The organism is Aliiglaciecola sp. 3_MG-2023 (assembly GCF_030548205.1).
Lineage (GTDB): Bacteria > Pseudomonadota > Gammaproteobacteria > Enterobacterales > Alteromonadaceae > Aliiglaciecola.
The window spans coordinates 34138-56350 of record NZ_JAUORV010000006.1 but is presented as its reverse complement, the minus strand read 5'-3'; the positions used below and the strand labels follow the sequence as shown (position 1 = coordinate 56350).

Annotated in this window: 11 protein-coding genes; 3 read left to right on the top strand and 8 right to left on the bottom strand. The window is 40.1% G+C overall.

The annotated features are described in order from the left end of the window. Positions 1–62 precede the first annotated feature (62 nt). Both Q4574_RS08335 and Q4574_RS08330 read left to right on the top strand, forming a co-directional pair. Positions 63–3353, top strand: a complete 3291-nt coding sequence (locus Q4574_RS08335; protein WP_303473473.1) for a glycosyl hydrolase — start codon at positions 63–65, stop codon at positions 3351–3353. A 426-nt stretch (positions 3354–3779) separates the two neighbouring features. After that, the gene (locus tag Q4574_RS08330; protein WP_303473471.1) at positions 3780–6926 is read left to right on the top strand and encodes a TonB-dependent receptor; all 3147 of its coding nucleotides are present in this window, start codon (positions 3780–3782) and stop codon (positions 6924–6926) included. An 834-nt stretch (positions 6927–7760) separates the two neighbouring features. Here the strand turns inward: Q4574_RS08330 and Q4574_RS08325 are convergent. Next, the gene (locus tag Q4574_RS08325; RefSeq protein ID WP_303473469.1) at positions 7761–8975 is read right to left on the bottom strand and encodes a glycoside hydrolase family 88 protein; all 1215 of its coding nucleotides are present in this window, start codon (positions 8973–8975) and stop codon (positions 7761–7763) included. A 59-nt stretch (positions 8976–9034) separates the two neighbouring features. Continuing rightward, positions 9035–10453: a sulfatase-like hydrolase/transferase gene (locus Q4574_RS08320; RefSeq protein WP_303473467.1), complete on the bottom strand. Its 1419-nt coding sequence runs from the start codon at positions 10451–10453 to the stop codon at positions 9035–9037. Between the two features lie 598 nt (positions 10454–11051). Here Q4574_RS08320 and Q4574_RS08315 point away from each other — a divergent pair. Continuing rightward, positions 11052–12473 (top strand): SEL1-like repeat protein, encoded by a 1422-nt coding sequence (locus tag Q4574_RS08315; protein ID WP_303473465.1) that lies wholly within the window; start codon positions 11052–11054, stop codon positions 12471–12473. Positions 12474–12487: 14 nt separating this feature from the next. On the opposite strand, the gene Q4574_RS08310 is transcribed toward Q4574_RS08315, so the two are convergent. The 6 genes from Q4574_RS08310 to Q4574_RS08285 all read right to left on the bottom strand — a co-directional run bounded on the left by Q4574_RS08310 (position 12488) and on the right by Q4574_RS08285 (position 22024). Beyond that, a complete protein-coding gene (locus tag Q4574_RS08310; protein WP_303473463.1) occupies positions 12488–13183 on the bottom strand; it encodes a DUF1080 domain-containing protein in 696 nt (231 codons plus the stop codon). Positions 13184–13345: 162 nt separating this feature from the next. Next, entirely contained in the window at positions 13346–15001 is a 1656-nt protein-coding gene (locus Q4574_RS08305; protein ID WP_303473462.1) for a nucleoside transporter, read from the bottom strand. Between the two features lie 134 nt (positions 15002–15135). Further along, positions 15136–16428, bottom strand: coding sequence for an L-rhamnose catabolism isomerase (gene rhaI / locus Q4574_RS08300; protein ID WP_303473460.1), 1293 nt, complete (start codon positions 16426–16428; stop codon positions 15136–15138). Positions 16429–16452: 24 nt separating this feature from the next. After that, the gene (locus Q4574_RS08295) at positions 16453–18645 is read right to left on the bottom strand and encodes a bifunctional rhamnulose-1-phosphate aldolase/short-chain dehydrogenase (protein ID WP_303473458.1); all 2193 of its coding nucleotides are present in this window, start codon (positions 18643–18645) and stop codon (positions 16453–16455) included. Between the two features lie 485 nt (positions 18646–19130). Next, positions 19131–20546 carry a glucuronate isomerase gene (uxaC, locus tag Q4574_RS08290; protein ID WP_303473455.1) on the bottom strand — a complete coding sequence of 472 codons (1416 nt, stop codon included), beginning with the start codon at positions 20544–20546 and terminating at the stop codon, positions 19131–19133. A gap of 77 nt (positions 20547–20623) precedes the next feature. Beyond that, positions 20624–22024: a sugar porter family MFS transporter gene (locus tag Q4574_RS08285; RefSeq protein ID WP_303473453.1), complete on the bottom strand. Its 1401-nt coding sequence runs from the start codon at positions 22022–22024 to the stop codon at positions 20624–20626. Positions 22025–22213: the final 189 nt, after the last annotated feature.

Below are 22213 nucleotides of genomic sequence, written 5' to 3'. Positions count from 1 at the left end.
CCATTAAAAATGGTTAAATCTTAAACAAGCTCATTTTATTTTAAATACGCTAGGAAAAAAAAATGTTGATTCAAAAAACATTAAAAAAGACATTTGTTGCGACCATCTCGCTAATGCTTTTACACCAAGCTAGTTATGCGAATAATACGCAGTCAGATAACCTAACGCTAAAAGAATTCCAAAACCCAGCAAAAAATTATTTGCCCAAAACTTGGATGCACGCCATGAATGGCAACTTGAGTAAACCGGGTTTTACTGAAGATTTTAAAGCCATGCAAGATGCCGGTATTGGCGGCGCAATTTTTTTTCATGTACATAGACGTAACTGGCCCTACTCTTCTAAAGGCCCAGTGCGCTTTGGCAGTGAGGAATTTTACGATACCTTAGTACATGCAGCGGCTCAGGCAGATAAAAACGACATTGAATTCGGTATTCATAATGCAGACGGATGGACATCAAGTGGTGGTCCTTGGGTTACACCTGAAATGTCGATGAAACGCATCACTTGGTCTGAACAAGCCGTGCAAATAACTCAAGATGAGCAGACCATATTGCCACCACAGCCTGGCTATGCCGAAGGTTTATACCATGATGTGGCAGTGATTGCTTTGCCTGAAAATAAATACAATCAACATAACGCTTTTGTTAATGCCAAGTTTACATCTTCGGATTCTACGCAAGATGCCAGTGTTTTAGCTGACAATGATTGGGATACTGAGCTTAAGTTTACACCAAATGCCGCTGACGAATATTGGGTGCAAGTTGAAGTACAAGAACCCACCACCTTGCGAAGCATGCAAATTGAGACGCCCACGCGTCATGGCGAGGGAGCCTTACAAATATCAGATGACGGAATTAATTTTACTACCGTTATTGAAAAACTAAGACGACCCAGAACAGGCGCAAGGATGTGGGCATTTAGTCCGCAATTAGTGAACGATAAACAAGATGGATACACCGCGAAATATTTCCGTTTTGTGTTTGCTAAACCTATTATTCTAAAACGCTTTGATTTGTGGTCGGTTCCACGCTTCGATCACTGGTTATCAATGAATTCTATGGAACGCGGTCGGCTTAGTCTGACGCCTAAGGTAAGTACTGATGCCATTACTAAAGCCGAAGATGTTTTAGTCTTGAACCGAGGCGAAATGCCAAAAACGGGGATTCAGTTACCCAAAGGTAATTGGCGGGTATTGCGTTTTGGATATACCAGTACGGGGGCATTCAATGTTCCAGCAACGGTTGAAGGAGAAGGGTTAGAAGTTGATAAATTTGATCCAAAAGCTTTGCAGTTTCACTTCGATCAATACGTCGGAAAATTAGTTAAGAAAGTACGAGCCAAAGGTATTCAATCACTTAAAACCACCGAAATTGACAGTTATGAAGTAGGCGGGCAAAACTGGACCCAAGGCATTGACCAATCGTTCAAAGAAAAATTCGGTTACGATTTTATCAATTGGCTGCCGACATTGACCGGCCGAGTCATTGAATCACCTGAGCATACAGGAGCTATATTACAAGAATTTCGCCAACATCAATCGGACCTAATGGTTGAAAACTACTTTGGGGAATTTGCGGAACTCAGCAAACAGTATGGCCTAGAATCTTATATTGAGCCCTACGGCTGGGGCCCTTTTGATGAATTAGCCTCTGGTGGAAAAGCCGACCGCTTAATGGGTGAGTTTTGGGTTCGAGATACTGAATATAATGGGCGCGTGTCGGCAGCAATATCGTCTGGTCATATCTATGGGAAAAAAATAATTTCTGCTGAGTCATTTACGTCGATTAACACGATTAATTGGTACGGCCACCCTTACTTTTACAAACACTATGGCGACAAAATGTGGGCTCGAGGTATTAACGAAACCATGTTCCACCGCTTTGCCCATCAACCTAACAATTATATTAAACCCGGCATGACCATGGATAGCATTGGCTCTCACATCGACCGCACCCAAACGTGGTGGAATAACGGTGGTGTAGCATGGTTTAACTACTTAGCCCGAGGCTCTTATTTATTGCAACAAGGTGTACCTGACGCCGATTTTTTAATTCACCTTGGTGATGTTGCCCCGCTTCGTGTAGGCAATGCCAATAACACAGGTGTGCCTGACGGTTTTGGCTATGATTACACCAACACCGACGTTTTGTTGAACCGCGTAAGTGTTAAAGATGGCTGGTTGGTGTTACCAGAAGGCACGCGTTACCGTGCATTACAATTGCACCGCACAGACTACTTACATTTTAACACCTTAAAGCGTGTGCAAGAACTAGTCGCTGCGGGCGCGACAGTTATTGGAGACAAACCAAAACATGTAATTGGTTTTAGCGAGTGGTCACAACAAGCTGAGTTTGAACAGATAGCAACTCAACTTTGGGGAGATGGAAAGCCGACTATTCGCAGATACAAACGGGGACAAGTGAGCAGTTGGTCATTAGACGACAGCATTGCGCACTTGGGTTACCAGCCTGATATCAAGATAAATGGCAAAGCAGTCAAGTTCTTCGCTAAGCGCAGAATTGGTGACAACGACCTATATTATTTTTACAATGATCAGCCTGAGTTTCAACACCTTATTGTTAACCTTCGAGACGGTGATGGCCACCCCGAAATATGGAACATCGATGATGGCAGTGTTGAGAAAATTGATAATTATCGTCGTGACAATAAACGTTTAATCACCGAATTAGCGCTAGAACCCTATGCCGGGCGCTTTATTCTTATTCGTCGTGATAACAGCAAACCCAAATACACCGGACAGCATTCACAATTAGTGACAGATGTTTATCAATATGAAGGAACCGAGCTCACGGGGCCATGGCAACTTGAGTTTGATCCGAATTGGGGTGGTCCAAAAGTCGTCACGTTGAATAGGCTCATCGATTGGACATCGCACAGCGACACAGGTATCAAACACTACTCTGGCACTGCGACATACTCCAAAACCTTTAACCTATCAATTGGAGATATAAATCCCAATAAACCACTTTATCTTGATTTAGGTGATGTACAACAAATCGCTGAAGTAAGCATAAACGGCCAAAAATTAGCGACTTTGTGGAAACCCCCTTTTGCCTTGGACATTAGCACCGCTGTCCAAGAAGGTACTAACCAAATAGAAATCGCAATTACCAATACATGGGTAAATCGCTTAATAGGTGATGAAGTATTGACTGATACTAGTGGATATAGCATGACAGGGGATACTGTTTCGTGGCTTAACAATAATCAGCCACCACCAAAAAGCGAGCGCGTAACATTCACAGGTTATAATTTTTTTGCAAAAGACAAATCGAAAATCCTGCAAACTTCAGGCTTGTTAGGTCCAGTTCGTTTAATAAAAAATTTGTAACAGTTGTCATTTACACCTTAATCAACTGAATGTTGTCATACATCAAAACTAGCGTTTTTGTCGTCTCTTATTTTTGATAAGAGCCGACAAATACCAATCATTCCCAATCAAACATTTTCAATCACAATTAACATAATTAACCTTATTTACACCAAATTTCGGGGTTTTTTAAGGCTAAAAAAACAACAAAAATGAAAGATATTAATAAAATTTGATTTATTTATAACTTTTTTTATCATTATATTTCAATAAATTAGGCGAGCACACCATAAAACACCAGAAATAATAAGATTTAAAATGACTTAAAGTGCTTTATTCGTATTTTTTATTCTGTTATTCTAATTAACAATTAATTTACGTTTTAATTCGAATTCTCGGTACTAACGGCCATTAACTAATACTAATTCCGATGTTGAGGAAAAATACATGCGACACATCAACACACAAACCAATGCACGACGTTTTAAAAATCAAATCATATTAGCTAGTTCTACTGCCCTATTGATGGCAGTTAGTTCACCTACAGTTATTGCCCAGCAAGTTAATGACGCTTTAAACAAAAGTGGGCAAGAAGAAAATTTAGAGGTGATTGAAGTGTCGGGTGTACGCTCTTCTTTGGAAAACGCACTCAATGTTAAGCGTGAAGCTCCGTCGATTGTAGACGCAATTTCTGCTACCGATATTGACGCCTTGCCCGCACTGGATTTTGGTGAGGCACTTCAAGCTTTGCCTGGTGTACAATTAGACCGTTCAAATGAGGGTCGTACTTCAGAAATTAGTTTGCGGGGCTTATCTGGTGGTTTCGTGAAAACAACGGCATTTGGACAAAGTTTTGCAACACCAAGTAGAAGTGCAGGACCAACAGGCGGTACCAACCCATTCGCAGCGTTTGAAGCTGGTGTATTTGACGGAGTAACCCTTGTTAAATCTCCCACAGCTGATATGCAGGCCGGTGGTATGGCAGGTATTGTTGATAAACAATTACAACAAGCATTATCGAAAAAAGACGGCAAGTACAATGTTAGCTTAGGGGGGCGTTATGAAGAACTTACCGGTAATTGGGATAAATCAATCAAGTTTTCGGCGTCTAAGCACTTAATCAAGGATGAGTTAGCAGTCGCCTTTAAGTTTGCAGGTTCAGATCAAACCTTTCGCCGTGATTTAATCCAATTTAGTCAATATTCTTCGTTTGAAGAAACTACAAATGACGGACGAGTTGTTTCTGAAAGCATCGCTGCATATAAAGAGAAATATGGTTTAGCGGCCGATGCAAACGTTCTAGGTGTAGCAAGTGGGCGTAATGTAAGTGAATACAGTGAAGGTGATCGTAATTCATTTACAGGTAACATTGAGTGGAGAGCCACTGACGATTTAAAATTAGGCGCTCATTTATTGTATACAAAACGTGACTTAGGTGAAGGCACCAAAGAAGATACCGCGTTTACCGCTGGATTAAACCCAACCAGAAGCGACAGACATCAGCGCCACGCAGGCTTTGAGCCTGACATGGAAACCGCCCCGTTCATCTACAAGCATGACGAAGATGGCAACCCTATTTACGTGGTTAGTCAATCCAACTTTACCGACGGCTCGTGGCTAGTTACTAACCGAAAAACAACTTTCTTAGAAACTTCTAAGGGCTTAATGTTGTATGGCGATTATGTAAAAGATGATTGGGTTTTTGATAGTGTTGTTAGTTATTCTGAAGCTGAGAACGAGTTTATGAACATCGGCTTAGATTTCCGTCATATAGAACATCACAACGCTTCGGTTAACCATTTAGCAGCAGGTGCTGATTCTAGAGTAACCATTAATTCAGTTGGTACTGGCATAGATGGTACTTTAAATACTGGTCAAGGCGCAATGAGCCAAATGGCAGTGGCTGCAACGGGTTGGGAAAACTTTAATTATGATAACTTAAATTGGTCTGCACCTTCGACTTCCGGAGCAAGTGTTACTTCGATGGATCCCTCAAATGGTGGTGTTCGAATTGGTCATTATATTGATGGTCGTGTTGATAACCCAACGCGCACCATGAAAGCCGCTGAGTTTAATGCAGAACGTTATACCGAGTTCGAATTTGGTGATGTGATAAATGTTAACTCCATTAAATTTGGTGTCCGTCATAGTATCGAAGATTTGCAAAATCGTGATCAAAAAATTGGGGCTCCTGGCGTCAATGTAGCAAATATAAATGCAATGTTCTTCAGTGATAATCTCTTAACTGAGCAACAGACCTCATTTTTTGATGGGAAACTGCCTGGAACTTTTGATGTGTCTAATGGTTGGTTAACACTAGATACGCCTTATGTGACCAGTCAATTACAAGACGGTATGGCTGATTTAACCCAGGTAACAGAGGATAACCCAGTAGCCCTTGCGTTTGCAGATCCAAGTGGTTTTTATGACCGCTTAAACTCTGGTACTCAACTACCACAATTTTATACAAATAATTTTGCCACTGAACAAGGGATTACTGCTGCGTACGTTATGGCGAGCTTTGAAGGTGAAATTGGCGACATTATGTACAGTGGTAACGCTGGACTACGATACGAAAGAACTGCAAATGATTTTGATGGACGTTCTGTAACTCAAGTAGATGGCGTCAGTGTGCCTAGTGAGTTCACTTTCAGTACAGATTACAGCAATACTTTACCAACTATAAATTTAGCATTTAATTTGCATGAAGACTTTGTTTTTCGAGCGTCATATTATCAATCATTAGTTAGACCTAACTTAAGAAATCAAAACCCGGCGCTTAGTGTAAGTGAAAACAATTCATCTATTAACATTACGTTACCTAAAGCGGAAGTTAAACCCTATACGGCTGATAACTATGATTTATCATTTGAATGGTACAATCGTGAAGGTAGCGCTATTTCTATAGGCTTGTTTAGAAAAAACATTACTGGGTTGTTTGATACCTCCAAGGATTGCCCTAGCTTAGGTGAATACCCCTTCCTAGATGAAGTGTATGGAGAATTTGTTGGTGAAGATTCAGAATTACCCGGAAACTGCATCCAATCTACTGCATTTATTAATCCTGATACAGGTGAAGAAATAAATCGTACAGTGACAGTAAACCGGACTTTCAATGCGGATAACGAAATTAAATTAACCGGTGCTGAATTTGCAGTCCAACAAAAACTAGACTTCTTACCTTACCCTTGGAATGGTTTTGGCGGTGTATTTAACTACACATACATTGACCAAGACGCGACACTGGAAGGGGATAGTAAACTTTATAAAGTATCACCTAGTTCGTATAACCTGATTGGATATTGGGAAAATGATGGCATTAGCATTCGTTTAGCATACAACTGGCGTGACAAATTTGATATTCAATATCCAGGCGGTTCCTATTACGGCACCGAGGATCGTACGGTTAAAGCAAGCGGTCGATTAGATCTAGCATCGAGCTATAAAGTAAACAAAGACTTAAGACTTCACTTTAAAGCCTATAACCTAACCAATGAGCAAACCTACGAGTACTTTGGTGATGACGAAAAAGCGATAGCACGGTTAGATTACACTGGTCGTATATACGAAGTAAGCTTAAATTATGCATTTTAATAGCAATACTTAATACCCAGAGTCTTCTGCAAAAGCTACCTAGGTAAAGCGGCAAGTAGCGACGATATAAAGCTTAATCATGACCTTTGTTGTGATTAAGCTTTTTCGTTTGTGATAATGACTATTTTGATTCGATTGTTTTAACCTTTACGCAAGCGTGCGAAATTTTGGTTTTGGTTTTGGTTTTGGTTTTGGTTTTGGTTTTGGTTTTGGTTTTGGTTTTGGTTTTGGTTTTGGTTTTGCTAGGATTTCGTACATTGATGTATTTAAAAGCATATTGCCTACTTTACTCAAGCAGACAGTGCTTCAATTAATTGGTAAGAGATTTTTAAGTAACATGGAACCGTTTTAACCTGACGAACCACGGAATGAGACTTTTGATTCTAGCTATCAATTAGAAATATCGAAGTATGTATAAGCGCAGACCAATATTTTAGAGATTTAAGTTACAAACCTGTGGGTTACTCGAATGCCTGCGGAACGCCTCCCCTGACACTTCTGTGTTTTAAAATAGCTCGTTGCCAAGCCCAATACTAAATTGCCCAGATGCTATATCTGTAACAAGCCTCCGCTAACGAGCAAGCGCACTACTGTTAGCACTCAAACGTTTATATGAGAGAATGAAGCACGTTAGCACTTGGATTACTTTGGGCCCGCATCCATCGAGTTAAAACAAGTTAGAATGCGTAATAGGCAACTATAGCGTATAGACTGTGCTACCAAAATTATTTGCGAGCTTATGGATAAACGAAAACTAAAAACCCCGCGCTTCGCTATAATGTTAGCGAGAGCGCGGGGCGATTTAATGTCTAAAGTTATGTCGATATCGATTAATTAAAGAGTCTTACAGCGATTTAGCGCCTCTAAATAGTAGTAATCGCCATAATTGAGAGAGGCGTTTAAATCCAAATCTTTCGGAAAATTACCCGTTGCTTGTTTCAACAAAAAGTGACCATTTTCGTCTTTATCAGCTAAGTATGCTGGTGAAGCCAAACTGCGTAACATCTTCATTGCCGCCTCTTGATAGCGTGAAGCTTCATTTTTATCCACATAACCTGATAATTCTAATAACGCACTGGCTAATAGAGAGGCTGCTGAAGAGTCTCGATAGTTAGTGATAGAGGGATCATCAGGCGCGTCGTAATCAAAATACGGCACTAAATCCTCAGGCATATTTTTATGGTTTAACACATAATTGACGATATTCTTAGCATGGGTTAAGAACTTCTCATCCTTAGTGTAACGATAGACCGTGGTATAACCATAAGCGCCCCAAGCTTGTCCTCTAGACCATGACGAGTCATCCGCAATACCTTGAAAAGTTTGTTTGCCAATTGGTAAGCCGGTATCACGACTGTAATTCACTAAATGATAAGAACTATGATCTGGCCTAAAATGATGCTTCATAGTTACTGTAGCGTGGCTAACAGCGGCATCATAATAAGTTTTATCGCCGCTGATTAAAGAAGCATTAAATAATAATTCCAAGTTCATCATATTGTCTATGATCACTGGAAACTCCCACGTCCCCCAACTCCATGAGTAAGTGGCACCAATTTTAGGGTTATACCGTTCCATCAGGGTTTTAGCTGAATTCATTAAGATAGGTTCGAAAGATTTATCCCCTATTAAACGCAATCCATTGCCAAAACTATTGTTCATGATAAACCCAATATCATGGGTCTTACGGTTGAACTGCATTTTTTCTAAGGCATCGGTCCATTTATTAGCTGTTTCTAGCCAGCTAGCGTCTTTATTATGTTCATATATATACCAAAAACTGCCGGCTACAAAGCCACTCGTCCAGCCCATAGGATTGGTGAATTTGACCTCATTTTCGCTGTAAGATGTGGGGATTTTTCGAGGGTTTGTATACGCCTTGCGAAAATCATCTAACTGTTCTTCCGCTTTATCTAAAGCAGCTGAACAGAATGCCACATTGTCTTGTGGCCAAGTATTCTCTTTCGCGTTTAAGTCGTTCATAGCTGACACAGAAATAGTAAGTGCAGCCGATACTGATACGAATATGCTATTTAATCGAGTTGACATAAAGAAACCTTTTAAAAATATTTTGCGATAACACAATGTTGCCAGCACACTACTGAAAATTAACCTTTGTACTTTTCAAATAGATCATAAAATTCTTTGGTTATTTTGGGATGCTGCGTGGCTAAATTATTCGATTCATCCGGGTCTTTTATGATGTCAAATAATTGCATATCCCCTTCTACGGTATAGCGTACAGCTTTCCAATTACCCTTCCGAGCAGCTTGAAAGGTATCACCGATTATCCCTGAATTTGGATCACCAACCTGCTTAGCAAACTCCCAATACAAAATACGCTCGTCCATCTTTTCAGGGGCATCATTTAATAACCCAGCGATTGATACGCCATTGGTACGTACGCGAGGAACAATATTCAAATTCACATCAGCAATATCCGCTAAGGTAGGTAACACATCAGCAAACAACCAAGGAGTTTGGTCAACTCTGCTTTTTTTAATTTTGTCAGGCCATTGAATCAACATGGGTACGTGAATGCCACCATCGTATAAATCACGTTTTTGTCCTTTATAGGGCGCCGCTGCTTTAAAATATTCAGGATCAGCACCGCCTTCATCGTGGGGGCCATTATCAGAAGTGAAAATAATTAAGGTATTATCTAATTGCCCTTCCTCTTTTAATACGGCCATTATTTGACCCACGTAATCATCTAGTGCCGTAACCATACCTGCTAAAGTTGCATTAGGTTTATCAACAGGTTCTGGATAGTAGGCTGCATACTTGTCTGCTGGTACCCCACCCTTCATACCGCTATAGGGTTTTTCCGTAAGATCATACTGTTTACTGTATTTTTCTGGGACGGCTAATTCTGCATGAGGAGACGAAAACGTTAGCATCACAAAGAACGGGTTTTCGCGATCTTGTTTAATGTAATTGATAGCTTCTTCTGTAAATAATTCTTGCGCGTAAGCTCCTTTACGACCACCTTCATTTTCGGTGATGCGAATTTTTCTACCGTCACGCCACATTATTTGGGGATACTGTCTGTGTCCCTCTAATATTGAATACAAGCCATACCAAGTATCAAAGCCCATTGCTAAAGGATCAGTGACTCCCATTTGCTGGCCTATGGAATATTTACCAAATAAAGCAGTATCATAATCAGCATATTTTAAGACATGGGCAAGTGTGATATCCATGTGCGTCAACTCTACGGTATTAGAATTGTTACTCATGAAGCGCCCGTCACGACCAGTAAATAGAGAAACACGAGAAGGAGAACAAACTGTATTACCTGCGTACGCTTGGTCAAAACGAATACCGTTGCTGGCCATTTTATCTAAATTAGGCGTTTTAATTGGCGTATTACCATAAGCGCCAATTTGGTTAAATCCCAGATCATCAGTCAGAATAAAAATAATATTTGGCTTTTCTGCTGCATAACTCGTTGCCGCCGCGCTAACACTCAGCAATACGCTGGCTAGCGCTCCCATCACTTTACGACCTGTACTTTTCATTCTCATTTTTATTCCCAATCTTAGTCCAGTAATAATCATGACAGCTATCACTCGTAACAATAAAGTACAATTAGCGTACAAGTTGATAACAATTTTGCCTTATAGTACCTGAATACACCCAGCACCAAAAGACTTATTATGATTTTTTTTGACTACATATGAAAATAATATTTTCATATGCTTAGGGTTATTACAAAGGCAGGAAGTATGCTAATTAATACTCAATACACTGGATTAAGTAAGGTAAAAGAGAGGTGTTGGTGAGTTCACCTGTTTACGCCAAAATAAAAGAACAACTACCATTCACCAGAAATGGGCAAAAACAAACTTCGATCCAACGTACTTTGATTTAAAAAGCCTGTAATACCGGCAACGACTACTTTTAAAAACGAAAAACGACTAATTGATCGTTCAATATCTTTAAATCAGTTGAAATAGCCTTTAATTCTTCATTGAAAAACATAACTTATGTAAATAAAAAGTAAATTATACCCATCTAACTCATGTTCACATATAATCATATCAAATCACATTAATTCACATCTAACTAGTTATGAAGAATTTTAATAAACAGTTTTTGTCCATCTCGGTTTCATACCTTCTAATGTCGTCAACGATTATGGCTGCGGATATATTCAAAGCTGATAAACATTACACTAACGCAGAATATCAACTCGCCAAACAAGGTTATATTGAGGCCACTAAAGTTGGTAACCCACATGCCTTTTATCAACTAGGCAATATGTACCAAAAAGGTTTAGGCGTTAAAAAAGACCCACTCAATGCTCTTATATACATTTCAATGGCAGCAGATTTTGGTTCGGAAGCAGGAAAAATCACCTTGGCTAATATGTTGGCTAAATTAAATGATGAGCAAAGACAAACAATTGAAAAAGTACTAAACAACAATTCTACAGCAAAACGAAAAGCGCTTATCTTGCAAACGTACTTTCCCATTATTCAACAAGAAAAGGTAGCCAATAAAATTACCTTTGAGGGAGAAATTCGATTAGATAGCCAATACTTTGCAGACGCTTATGAAGAAATATTTGAAGAAAATGTCGCAGGCCAATTTACTGATGAATTTGGAGAAGACGAATCAGATGATTTTTACACTCTCATATCCAAGCCCAAGACACCTTATTTAATTGTTGATCATGATATTGCCATTGACGGTTCTAAACGCAATATTACTGAAGTTCAAAGAGTGGGAACGTCGCAAGCATTGCTAAGTGAATATACACTATTCCCCACATTAAAACCGTCATTTCAATCCCAACCAGTCGAGTTTGTGCATCGTGTATACATGGGGGCCGCGGTATACAATAAATTTACGTTAATAGAACAAGATAAAGCCTTATATGCCAGTATATATCGTAATTATAAAAAACTAAAAAAGGCAACAAGCTTAAATGACCAATACTTGTTCGCTATGACCCTTCAGAACTTTCCGTGGCTTGAGCAACAACAAGGTGAAGTCTCGAGCCGCCTGTTATCCTTAGCTAAACAAGGTCACCCTGGCGCCATGTTTGAATATGGCTATATGTTATTGCGAGAACAAAAGGATTTACAAGAGGCAATTAAGTGGATTGGTATTGCTAGCAGCTATGGCCTAGCGCGTGCAGAATATAGACTTGGTAAACTACTTACAACCAGCCCTTGGGTTGAATACGACGAAAAAAAAGCTTTATTTTGGTTTGAGTCTGCGGTTGAAAAAAATCATGTGCCAGCTGCCTTAAAAGCCGCTGAGTTAAAATTAACGGCTAACGATGAATCCCTTCATGATGTTGAGGGCGCAATAGATTTATTAACCAAAATTGCAGCCAACCAGCATACTAACCCAGAATATTTCTATCTATTGGCATTGTCTCATAAAGACCGCGAAAATCGCGATTATACTCAAGTAATAAGTAATTTAGAGAAAGCCATTTTTATGGCTTCAAATCGCAATTGGGATGTATCTGAATGGCAAGATTTACTCGTCAAGTTGACCCAAGGTAAGGTTTATATAGTTGATGACGATTAATCAAGGGTCCTTGCTTACAGCTCTGTAATCATAAGATTGCGAAAATACACAAGGTTGTCAGTGTCTCCACTTTCGACCAGTTTCTTACTGCCATGATGCTGCAACCCTATGAACCCTTCTGAATGTTTAGTATCACTAATATGCGCTGTCATTACGCCATTTACGAACACTTTAATATCGCTGCCAATGGCTTCTATTCGATACTTATTCCATTGCAAATGTTTATAGGCATTTGCCATTTCTTCGGTCCATTCTGATAAATAGTTGTGTTTAAAATCGTCGTCAAGTTCAGAACGAGTTGGATGCACGGGATGTAGCCACTTTCGACCTGCTTGATGAAAAATTCCCCCGCTCCACTTGCGTTTACTTGGATCGACTTCAGCCTGCAAACCTTCCGCTTCAAATCCACTTCCTTTTGGCTTAGCTTGACCGCGGAACATAAAACCAGAATTACTGTATTCTTTTACGTCAGGCATTAAAATTTCGCCTTCGAGAATAAAGTCTTTGTATGTTTTTTTCGTCACGTAAAACCAATTAGCCGTAGACGACAACTCTAACATTTCATCAACCATGCGGGCACTGCCATAATCGTATATATTGGTAAATTTAGACAATTCAGGATCCAATAAATTTTCAGTCTTGGGTTGGCTAGTGCTTGCGCAACTTGCTAGTAGAATCAGTCCCAATCCAATAGTGAACAACGATTTCATTTTTTATTCCTCAAATATGTAGGCTCCAGTCACCAAGTACCCATGGGATCCTAAAAGAGCATTCCGCTGTTACCGTAAAAAAACGCTTAGCCAAGATATTGCCAAGCGTCATTTTACGCTAATACATGCATCAAATTTTGATGGTCTAAAATCTATTGATTTTTATTGGCTATCTTTTGCTAAATAAGCATAAGTTGCCGTCACAAAATAAATTAAAGTCGGTACAATTAGCCAGTTAGTTACAGTTTCTATATCTTGATTAATGTAAGACATAATTCCCATGTACAAGCAAGCTACAAGCGCTGCCCAAGAAATATATTTAGCTAACTTAATGACAATGGACGTATTCTCTAATGTATCGACCTTACGCGTTTCAGAGGCTAAATAGGCTACTTCTGCAGCTTTACGTTCTAATTCAGCTTTTTCGGCAATTTCTGCTTCTTCATAACTTTCTTTTGCCCCCATTGAAGATGCAAGTACGATATACATCACGGTAGAGAATATCCATAAGGGCACTAAAATGAAGAATAAATGTAGTAAACCAGCTTGCTCTATAGCAATACCAACAATCATAGAAACAATCCATGTTGAAAATGCAGCGACATTTGTCGTATTACCTTTATAGGAAGACCAATAGCGAGTAAGACCAATTTTAGGAAATATCCAGTGTTCGGTTACAATAATCGCTCCAACCGGCGCTAACAGTAACCCCATATAGCCAACAAAGCCTAACAAACCAGAAAATACAAAAGGTGAGCATGCAATAATAGTCGTAATGATACCCACAACAATAGTCACCTTGCTCCGTCCCCAGGTGTGATTTAACGAACTAAACGCTAATCCAGCACGGTAGATAGTTGGGTTAGAAGTCGTCCAACCGGCAATAATCACCGCTAATATTCCCGATGCGCCTAATGCAGTATAAGCGACCGAACCTGGATCAATGGCCGTAATACTCGTTTTAAGTATGATGGCCGCACCCGCGCCCATAATACCGGCACAAACCCATGCCATATAATGACCGATAAACATACCTAGTGCAGAGAAATAGCCATACTTAGGGCTCTTTGCAAAACGTAGCAATGTCATATCACCTAAACTTCCGTGCATGGCTAGATTAGCCACCCACGCAAATGCTATTACATGCAAAATTCCAATTTCACCTTCGGTGTCTTGCCAAATAGATTCACTGGCAACCTTTAAAAAATCACCGAAGCTATTAATACTATCCACTCCTGCTGTAGCGGCTATTGTTGTCGGCATCATCACAAGAGCACCAACAAAAAACATGAGTATCATCCATGGTGCACAAACTTCGGCGAATGCAGCTAATTTTTTAAAGCCCTTAACGGCCATATAAACAACCACAGCACCAACGCCTAACACCACTAGCACAAAACGCATATCGGACGGAAAATAGCCTACTTGGTCGTCAATTCCAAATAATATTCTCACTGCTGAAGCGGAAACAGTGATCATGGCCCCGGCGAGCACACAGAAGAGGATCCCATTTACCACACTGTATAATTTAATGGTTCCTGGTCCTGCGATCTTTTCTAAGTAAGCGTATAGAGTCAATCGAGTGTCAGTGGCAATTGGCGCAGTGATTAAACCCCATGTTAATACCGCCAATAAATTACCAAATAACAAACCAACCAATACATCGGCCGCTCCAACCCCCCATGCAACAAATAAAGCACCAATTACAAACTCAGTTCCCGCGACATGCTCTCCAGCATAGCTTGCTGCAAAGGTCTTAGGGCCCTGTAATTGTTTGGGCGTTACCGGTTTTGATTCAAATTCTTCTGCTGTCGACATCTTGCCTCCGATATATCGACAATTTGTCATCACAGAACAAAATAATCGATATTACTATTTCTTATTCTTATAATTAAAAGCAGCAAAGAAACTGGGGTTTCATTGCTGCTTAACTTCTAGCCTAAACTAATTATTTAAACGATACCTGAACCACTGCCACCGCTATTTGGACGTTCAACGCCAGCTTGTTGACGGTAACCTGATTTACGGTAAACGCTAATAGGATCGATTGCTCCCCCATTACGTAAACGTGCCATTTCTAAAATAGGTGAAACGTCTGTAGTAAATGCTTTTTTAAGTGTATTGCTACACATGATTGCATCGTTACTAGTTTGATATTCTGTCAATTTCTCGCGATCCACTATCAATGCTGCAACATAAGAGCGTTGTACACTTGCCGCTGAATTCATAAGACTTTCAATGGGATCTGTTACGTTGTGAGACTGATCTAGCATGTAGTTAGGTCCGAAACCATCTTGGTTACGGTATTCAGCATCCACCAGCTCATTAAAAATCAAGAATTGCTGATAAGGGTGTAAACTGCCGCTATCTAAATCGTCATCTCCGTATTTAGAATCATTGAAATGGAATCCACCTAATTTTTTAAATTGAATTAAGCGTGACACTATCATTTCAATATTGACGTTTGGTGCATGGTGGCCCAAGTCTACTAAAGACTTAGCCTGAGGCCCCAACTCCATAGCAGCCAAAATATTACTCCCCCAATCTTGAATAATAGTTGAGTAAAATGCTGGCTCAAACATTTTGTGTTCAATGTGTAATTCCCAGTCTGACGGCAATCCTGCATAAATTTTCTTCATGCTTTCTAAATAGCGTTCAAAGGCATGTTGAAAATGTTGTTGGCCCGGATGATTAGAGCCGTCCCCGACCCATACTGTCAATGTTTTTGACCCCAAAGCCTTACCCCATTCAATACAATCAAGGTTGTGTTGAATGGCCAAATCACGAGACGCTTCGCTGGTATTGCTTAAGCTACCATACTTAAAGCTATGCTCTTGACCTGCTTGGTCTTGAAAAGTATTTGAATTGATGGAATCCCACTTTAAGCCTAATTCGTCAGATCTTTGCTTAAGCTCAGAAAAATCATCGACTTTATCCCAAGGGAAATGGGGAGATACACGTTCAGTGCACTGAGACAAATCATTGATAACAGCACTATCTTCTAATTTTTCCCAAATATTACGTGGCTCGCCTTCACCAGGAAAACGTGCAAAACGAGTTCCACCGGTACCCGTTCCCCAAGAGGGAACGGCAATTTGAAACTTTTGTGCTTTGTTTGTAATGTCTTCAATATTGATACCATCACGAGCTAATTTATTTTCTAGCGCCTGATAGTCTTCTTGTAAATTAGCTTCTAGTTTTGCATTTTCTTCTGCAATAAGCCCTTTATCGATACGTTGAGTCATAATAATTCCTAATTCGTCTCTAACTTAGCGTAAGAACGCTTCGTGTAAACCACCGTCTACACTAATTATTTGGCCAGTTGTTTTACTAAGCTGTCCTGAAATTAAAAGATAAGCCGCTTCTGCTTGATCAGCTGGCGTAATTGGCTGTTTAGTTAAGGTGCGTTGCGCATAGAAATTCGCTAATTTATCGCGAAGTTCATCGTCTGAATCGGTCTCAGAAAATTCAACATTATATTTGCTTAGTGAAGCAAGAACCCTGTCACGTGGGAACATGGTACTGCCCTTAACTACCGTTGCCGGTGCTAAACCATTTACGTTCACTAAAGGAGATAATTCTACCGCCAGCTCGCGGACTAAATGGTTAGCAGCGGCTTTTGACGTGTCGTAAGCAAGTGACCCTTTCTTAGCAACAGCAGCATTGACGCTGGTGGTTAATACCAAAGAACCCGGTAGCCCTTGGGCTTTCCAAATTGCATTGGCCTCTGTACCCACTATGTAACCACCTTTCACATTTACGGCAAAACTTACATCAAACATTTGGTCATTGCTCATGCCCGGTTGCCCTGGCGCTAAAAATACGCCTGCAGTCACAATAACGTTGTCAATTCCGCCATAAGCTAAGGTCACTTGTTCAAACATTTTTTGAACACTTTCACGATCTGTGATGTTGACTTCTTGGGCAATAGCTGGACCGCAACCCGAAATTCCTGTACCGGCGACACCAATACCCTGACCATAAATTTCGCTAAGTTCATCGGCGGTTTTTTGGGCTGCTTCAAAGCGTAAATCGGCACATACTACGTGAGCGCCTTCTTTAGCCACTCTAAATGCAGTTTCTTTACCTATGCCATCGCCTGCACCAATCACTACAACAACGTTGCGCGCTAAAGGTGCTTCTTTTGGCATACGCTGTAATTTTGCTTCTTCCAAAGCCCAATATTCAATATCGAATGCTTCTTGTTGTGGTAATGCTGTGTATTCACTAATTGCTTCTGCACCGCGCATAACTTCTATTGCGCAATTATAAAACTCAGTGGTAACACGAGACTCAGATTTGTTTTTTCCCCAACCGATAATACCAACACCAGGAATCAAAATAACCGTCGGGCTAGGATCGCGCATGGCTGGAGAGTCTTCGCGCTTACATTTATTGTAGTATTCTGCGTAGTCAATACGATATTGTTCGATACCTTCATTTAACTTTTCAACAAGCGTATCAAAGTCATCTGTTTCAGGATTATAATCTACATAAAGAGGCTGGATTTTTGTCCGTAGAAAATGGTCAGGACATGAGGTTCCTAATTTTGCTAAACGCGGCGCATCAACACTGTTTACAAATCGTAAAGCGGTCTCATCTGATTGCACAGTTGCAATAAATTTTACTTTATTCGATAAAACACCACGTGCTACGGGTAAGAATTTAGCGAGTAATTTTGTACGGTCTTGTTCCGATAAACTTTCAACTTTTGCACCACCAAAGGTTTGTTCTCCTTTGTCGTGCTCTTCGATATAACGTGCGGCTGTTTCAATTACCCACAACGAAGTTTCGTAACAGCTTTTACTTTCTGATTCCCAGTTCGTATGACCATGTTGGCCTAATAAAATACCGACACTATCTGGCTTTGCGGCATAGGCTTCTTCACATACTTTAGCTGCTTCCCAACCAGGTCTCATCCAAGGTACATAAGCCATCTTACCACCCCAGACTTTTTCAGTTAGGGCTTCTTGATCTATACAAGAAGCAATGGCGATCACAGCATTTGGATGTAAATGATCAACGTGCTTGTCGGCAATCATTGAGTGCAAAGGGGTATCAATCGACGATGCTCGTGGGTTTAAGCAAAAGTTACAATGCTTATACATACCAATCATGGCATCCTCACCGGCCTTTTTATATCCTTTGTCTTCACGAGCTTGATAGGTTGCGTCCAGCGCATTCAATTTTCCTTGGTATAAAGAAGAAAAATTCTCTACTTTCGCAGTTCTCAAATCACCACCAGAACCTTTAACCCACAAGACTTCAACCTGCTCGCCAGTTAAGGGGTCTGTTTCCATTAATTTTGCAGATGTATTACCGCCGCCAGTGTTAGTAATGCGTTGATCCGCTCCCAATATATTAGAACGGTATACTAAGTTCTCAATAGGCGATAATTTGTCAGCGACCTCGTCGTCCCAACTATAATTAACGTGTTTAAATTCACTCTTTTTACTTGCCATCTTTTGTTTAACTCCGGTGATTGATGCTTTAATTGCACTTAGGTCAAAGTTGTTAATATAATTTTACATCTTTGTGAAACACAGTCAAGCAAATTCAATCATTTTCACTCAACAATTAAGCATCATTTAAAACAACATTCACATACACCAAAATAAGACATTGATTTAACTATATTATTTTGAAATAAAACAACTATTTAGCCGTGCAAACTTTCTTAAAATCCTAGACTAAGGGATTAAATTAAACAGCTAAATGAATTTTGGATTTGGTAAGTTGACCACTCACGATACAATTTGATTGCAAACGCTTGATTATTACTTTTTAGGTGTTTTTCAGCATCGCGAATATTAGACACCACATAATTCACGACCGCATCTGTCGAAATCCATACTAATAACAAGTTGTATCAATTTAAACTTGTCCCTCGGCTTGCTTAGTAGAATTAGCGTCTACTAGTTTGCGGTGATAATTTAGGCTAGAAGACCTATAATTTGTAACTCGATTTAATTAAGTTGTAACTTAGATCGGTTGCAAGTTGCAGCGCTTCATACTCATCAATTTGATGTTTTGCTACGAGTTCAGCAAGGTACGCACAATCCATTCTTCGAGAAAGATCATGACGTGCGGGTATGGACAAAAATGCACGGGTATCGTCATTAAAACCGACAGTGTTGTAGAAGCCAGCCACTTCTGTCGTAGCGCGCCTGAAACGACTCATACCTTCTGGACTGTCGTGAAACCACCAAGGTGGCCCGAGCTTTAAACAAGGATAGTGACCAGCCAATGGCCCTAACTCTCTGCTATAGTTAGTCTCATCTAGAGTAAATAAAATTAGGTTTAACCGCGGATCGTTTCCATATTTATCCAGCAAAGGTTTCAAGCCCGTTGTGTAGTGAGTTGCGTTAGGTAAATCTGCCCCTTTATCACGGCCAAAACAATTAAAAACGTGTTTATTATGATTGCGATAACAACCTGGATGAATTTGCATCACTAGTCCATCATCGATGGACATTTCAGCCATTTTAAAAAGCATATGTGAACGGAACAATTCAGCGTCGTCGGCTTGAACAGTTCCATGTGTTAATCTATTAAACAGCCTATTTGCTTGAGTATCACTTATATCCGCGGTGTTAGCGGTTGGGTGTCCATGGTCGGTCGACGTTGCCCCCATTTTCTTAAAGAAAGTCCGGCGCTGAGAAAGTGCTTCAATGTAATCTGGGTAATGTAAGCAATCCAATCCACTGATTTCACTCAGACGGTTTAGTTTATGTAGAAATGATTCATGTTCAGCGTCAATCACCGCATCCGGTCGAAATGCTGTAATCACTTTCCCTGACCATCCCGAATCTTTAATTTGTTGATGATATTGTAAGTTATCCGTTGGGCACTCAGTGGTAGCTAACACTTCAATATTGTATTTTTCAAATAGTGCACGAGGTAAAAATGCATCAGTGGTCAATTTATCGTTGATTATCTGGTAATAATGTTCAGCCGTTTTCCCATTTAGTTTTATATCTATACCAAAGGTGTTCACAAATACATAATTTAGCCAGTAATAAGACGGCGTACCTCTGAACAGGTGAAAATTTTCAGCAAATATTTTCCACACTTGTTCTGGGTCTGCCATTTTCCCTGACTGTTTATTTTTGGGAATTCCCAAAGCGTCTAAACTAATGCCTTGGCTATATAACATCCGATATATATAGTGATCGGGTTGAATTAGCAATTCGCTGGGATTTGCAAAGGGCTTATTTTGCGCAAACCAGCGAGGATCAGTGTGTCCATGAGGACTAATAATTGGTAAATGAGAAACTTTTCGATATAGACGTCTAGCTATGTCGCGTTCAAATGTATTACTTGAAAAAAAGACGTCAGGATGGAGAGTCAAAGGTCTGCTCACTTAACTAAACTCCAACTTGAATAAACTATGCTTGTATTTAAGTTAACGACCTCATTATTATTTGCTCGTTGGTGCATCTACATCTCCATCTCTTCCAACTCTTTACCTTTAGTTTCACTCACAAACTTATAAATAAAGACGACCGAAAAAATTGCACCCAGCGTATAGAATCCATAAGCACCAGCCAGTCCTATTCCACTCAGGATGATTGGAAAGGTCCAAGTGATCAAAAAGTTGGCAATCCATTGGGCAAAACCTGCAATAGCTAAGCCTGAACCACGGATCTGATTAGGGAACATTTCACCTAACATTACCCACATAACAGGTCCCCAAGATAGATTAAAGAAAAACACGTAAGCATTTGCAGCAATTAATGCGATGATGCCTTGTTCCCCTAAAGAAAAAGTACCTTGATCGTCGACACCGGCGTTAGCAAAGGCATAAACCATGGTGGCCAATGTAACGACCATGCCAAATGAACCTATTAGTAAAAGTGGTTTGCGACCAATTCGGTCAATAAAATATATTGTGATAATAACCGCAGCAATACTCACGGCACCACTAATCACATTAATCATCAATGCATCAGATTCCGAAAAACCGGCGGCTTGCCAAAGCACTGCTCCGTAGTAGAAAACGACATTAATACCAACCAATTGTTGGAACGTTGCCAAGCCTATTCCAACCCAAATAATGGGACGAATTTTACCTGTACTTTTATCCACCACATCGGATAATTTAGGTTTATGGTGATCACCAACCAAAGACTCTTCAATTTCTTTCACTTTTCCATTTACACTTTGCGCACCATACAAATTGCCTATAACCTTAGCGGCACGCTCGTTGTTGTTGCTGATGACCAGATAACGAGGGCTTTCAGGTATGAACATTAATGCGCCCAAAAAAAGACTTGCTGGAATTAACTCCATCCAAAACATCCAGCGCCACGCTTGATGCCCTAACCAGAACTCTGCTGTTGATGCGCCAGCAAAATCTGCTAGATAATAGTTGCTCACAAATGCGGAAAACAAACCAAATAGAATCGAAAATTGTTGCACGGTAGTTAGGGCTCCACGGAACCTGGCTGGTGCTATTTCACTTATGTAGGCAGGAGCTAACACCGAGGCAGCACCGACTGCCAAACCTCCTAAAACACGGTAAATCACAAACTCAAAAGAGGCATTGGAAATGCCTGATCCCCAGGCACTAATGATAAAAAATATAGCTGCGGTAATTAACAACGGGCGTCGTCCAAACTTGTCAGCCAATCTACCGGCGGAAAAAGCACCAATAGCACAGCCGATCAACATACTTGATACGTTAAAACCAGTTCCTGCACTGTTAGAATTAAACGCATCTTGTAGACCATCAACAGTGCCATTTATTACGCCACTATCAAATCCAAAAAGAAAACCGCCAATGGTAGCAACACAACTAATCAATATTATTAGCAGTATGTTTTCATTATTTTGTGTCACCTAATATTCCTCTTTTAACCCATGGATTTTAAATGTCAAACCTGCTTTTTAAGGGAAATGACTATTCAATCGACTCTGTTAGTAACATTGACTTCAAAAGCAACAAATAGACATATTTTGACCTAATATGACTGAGCAGTTTATAGTTTATTAACAGTTAGATCAAGAGTGTTAACTATTTGTAAAGCT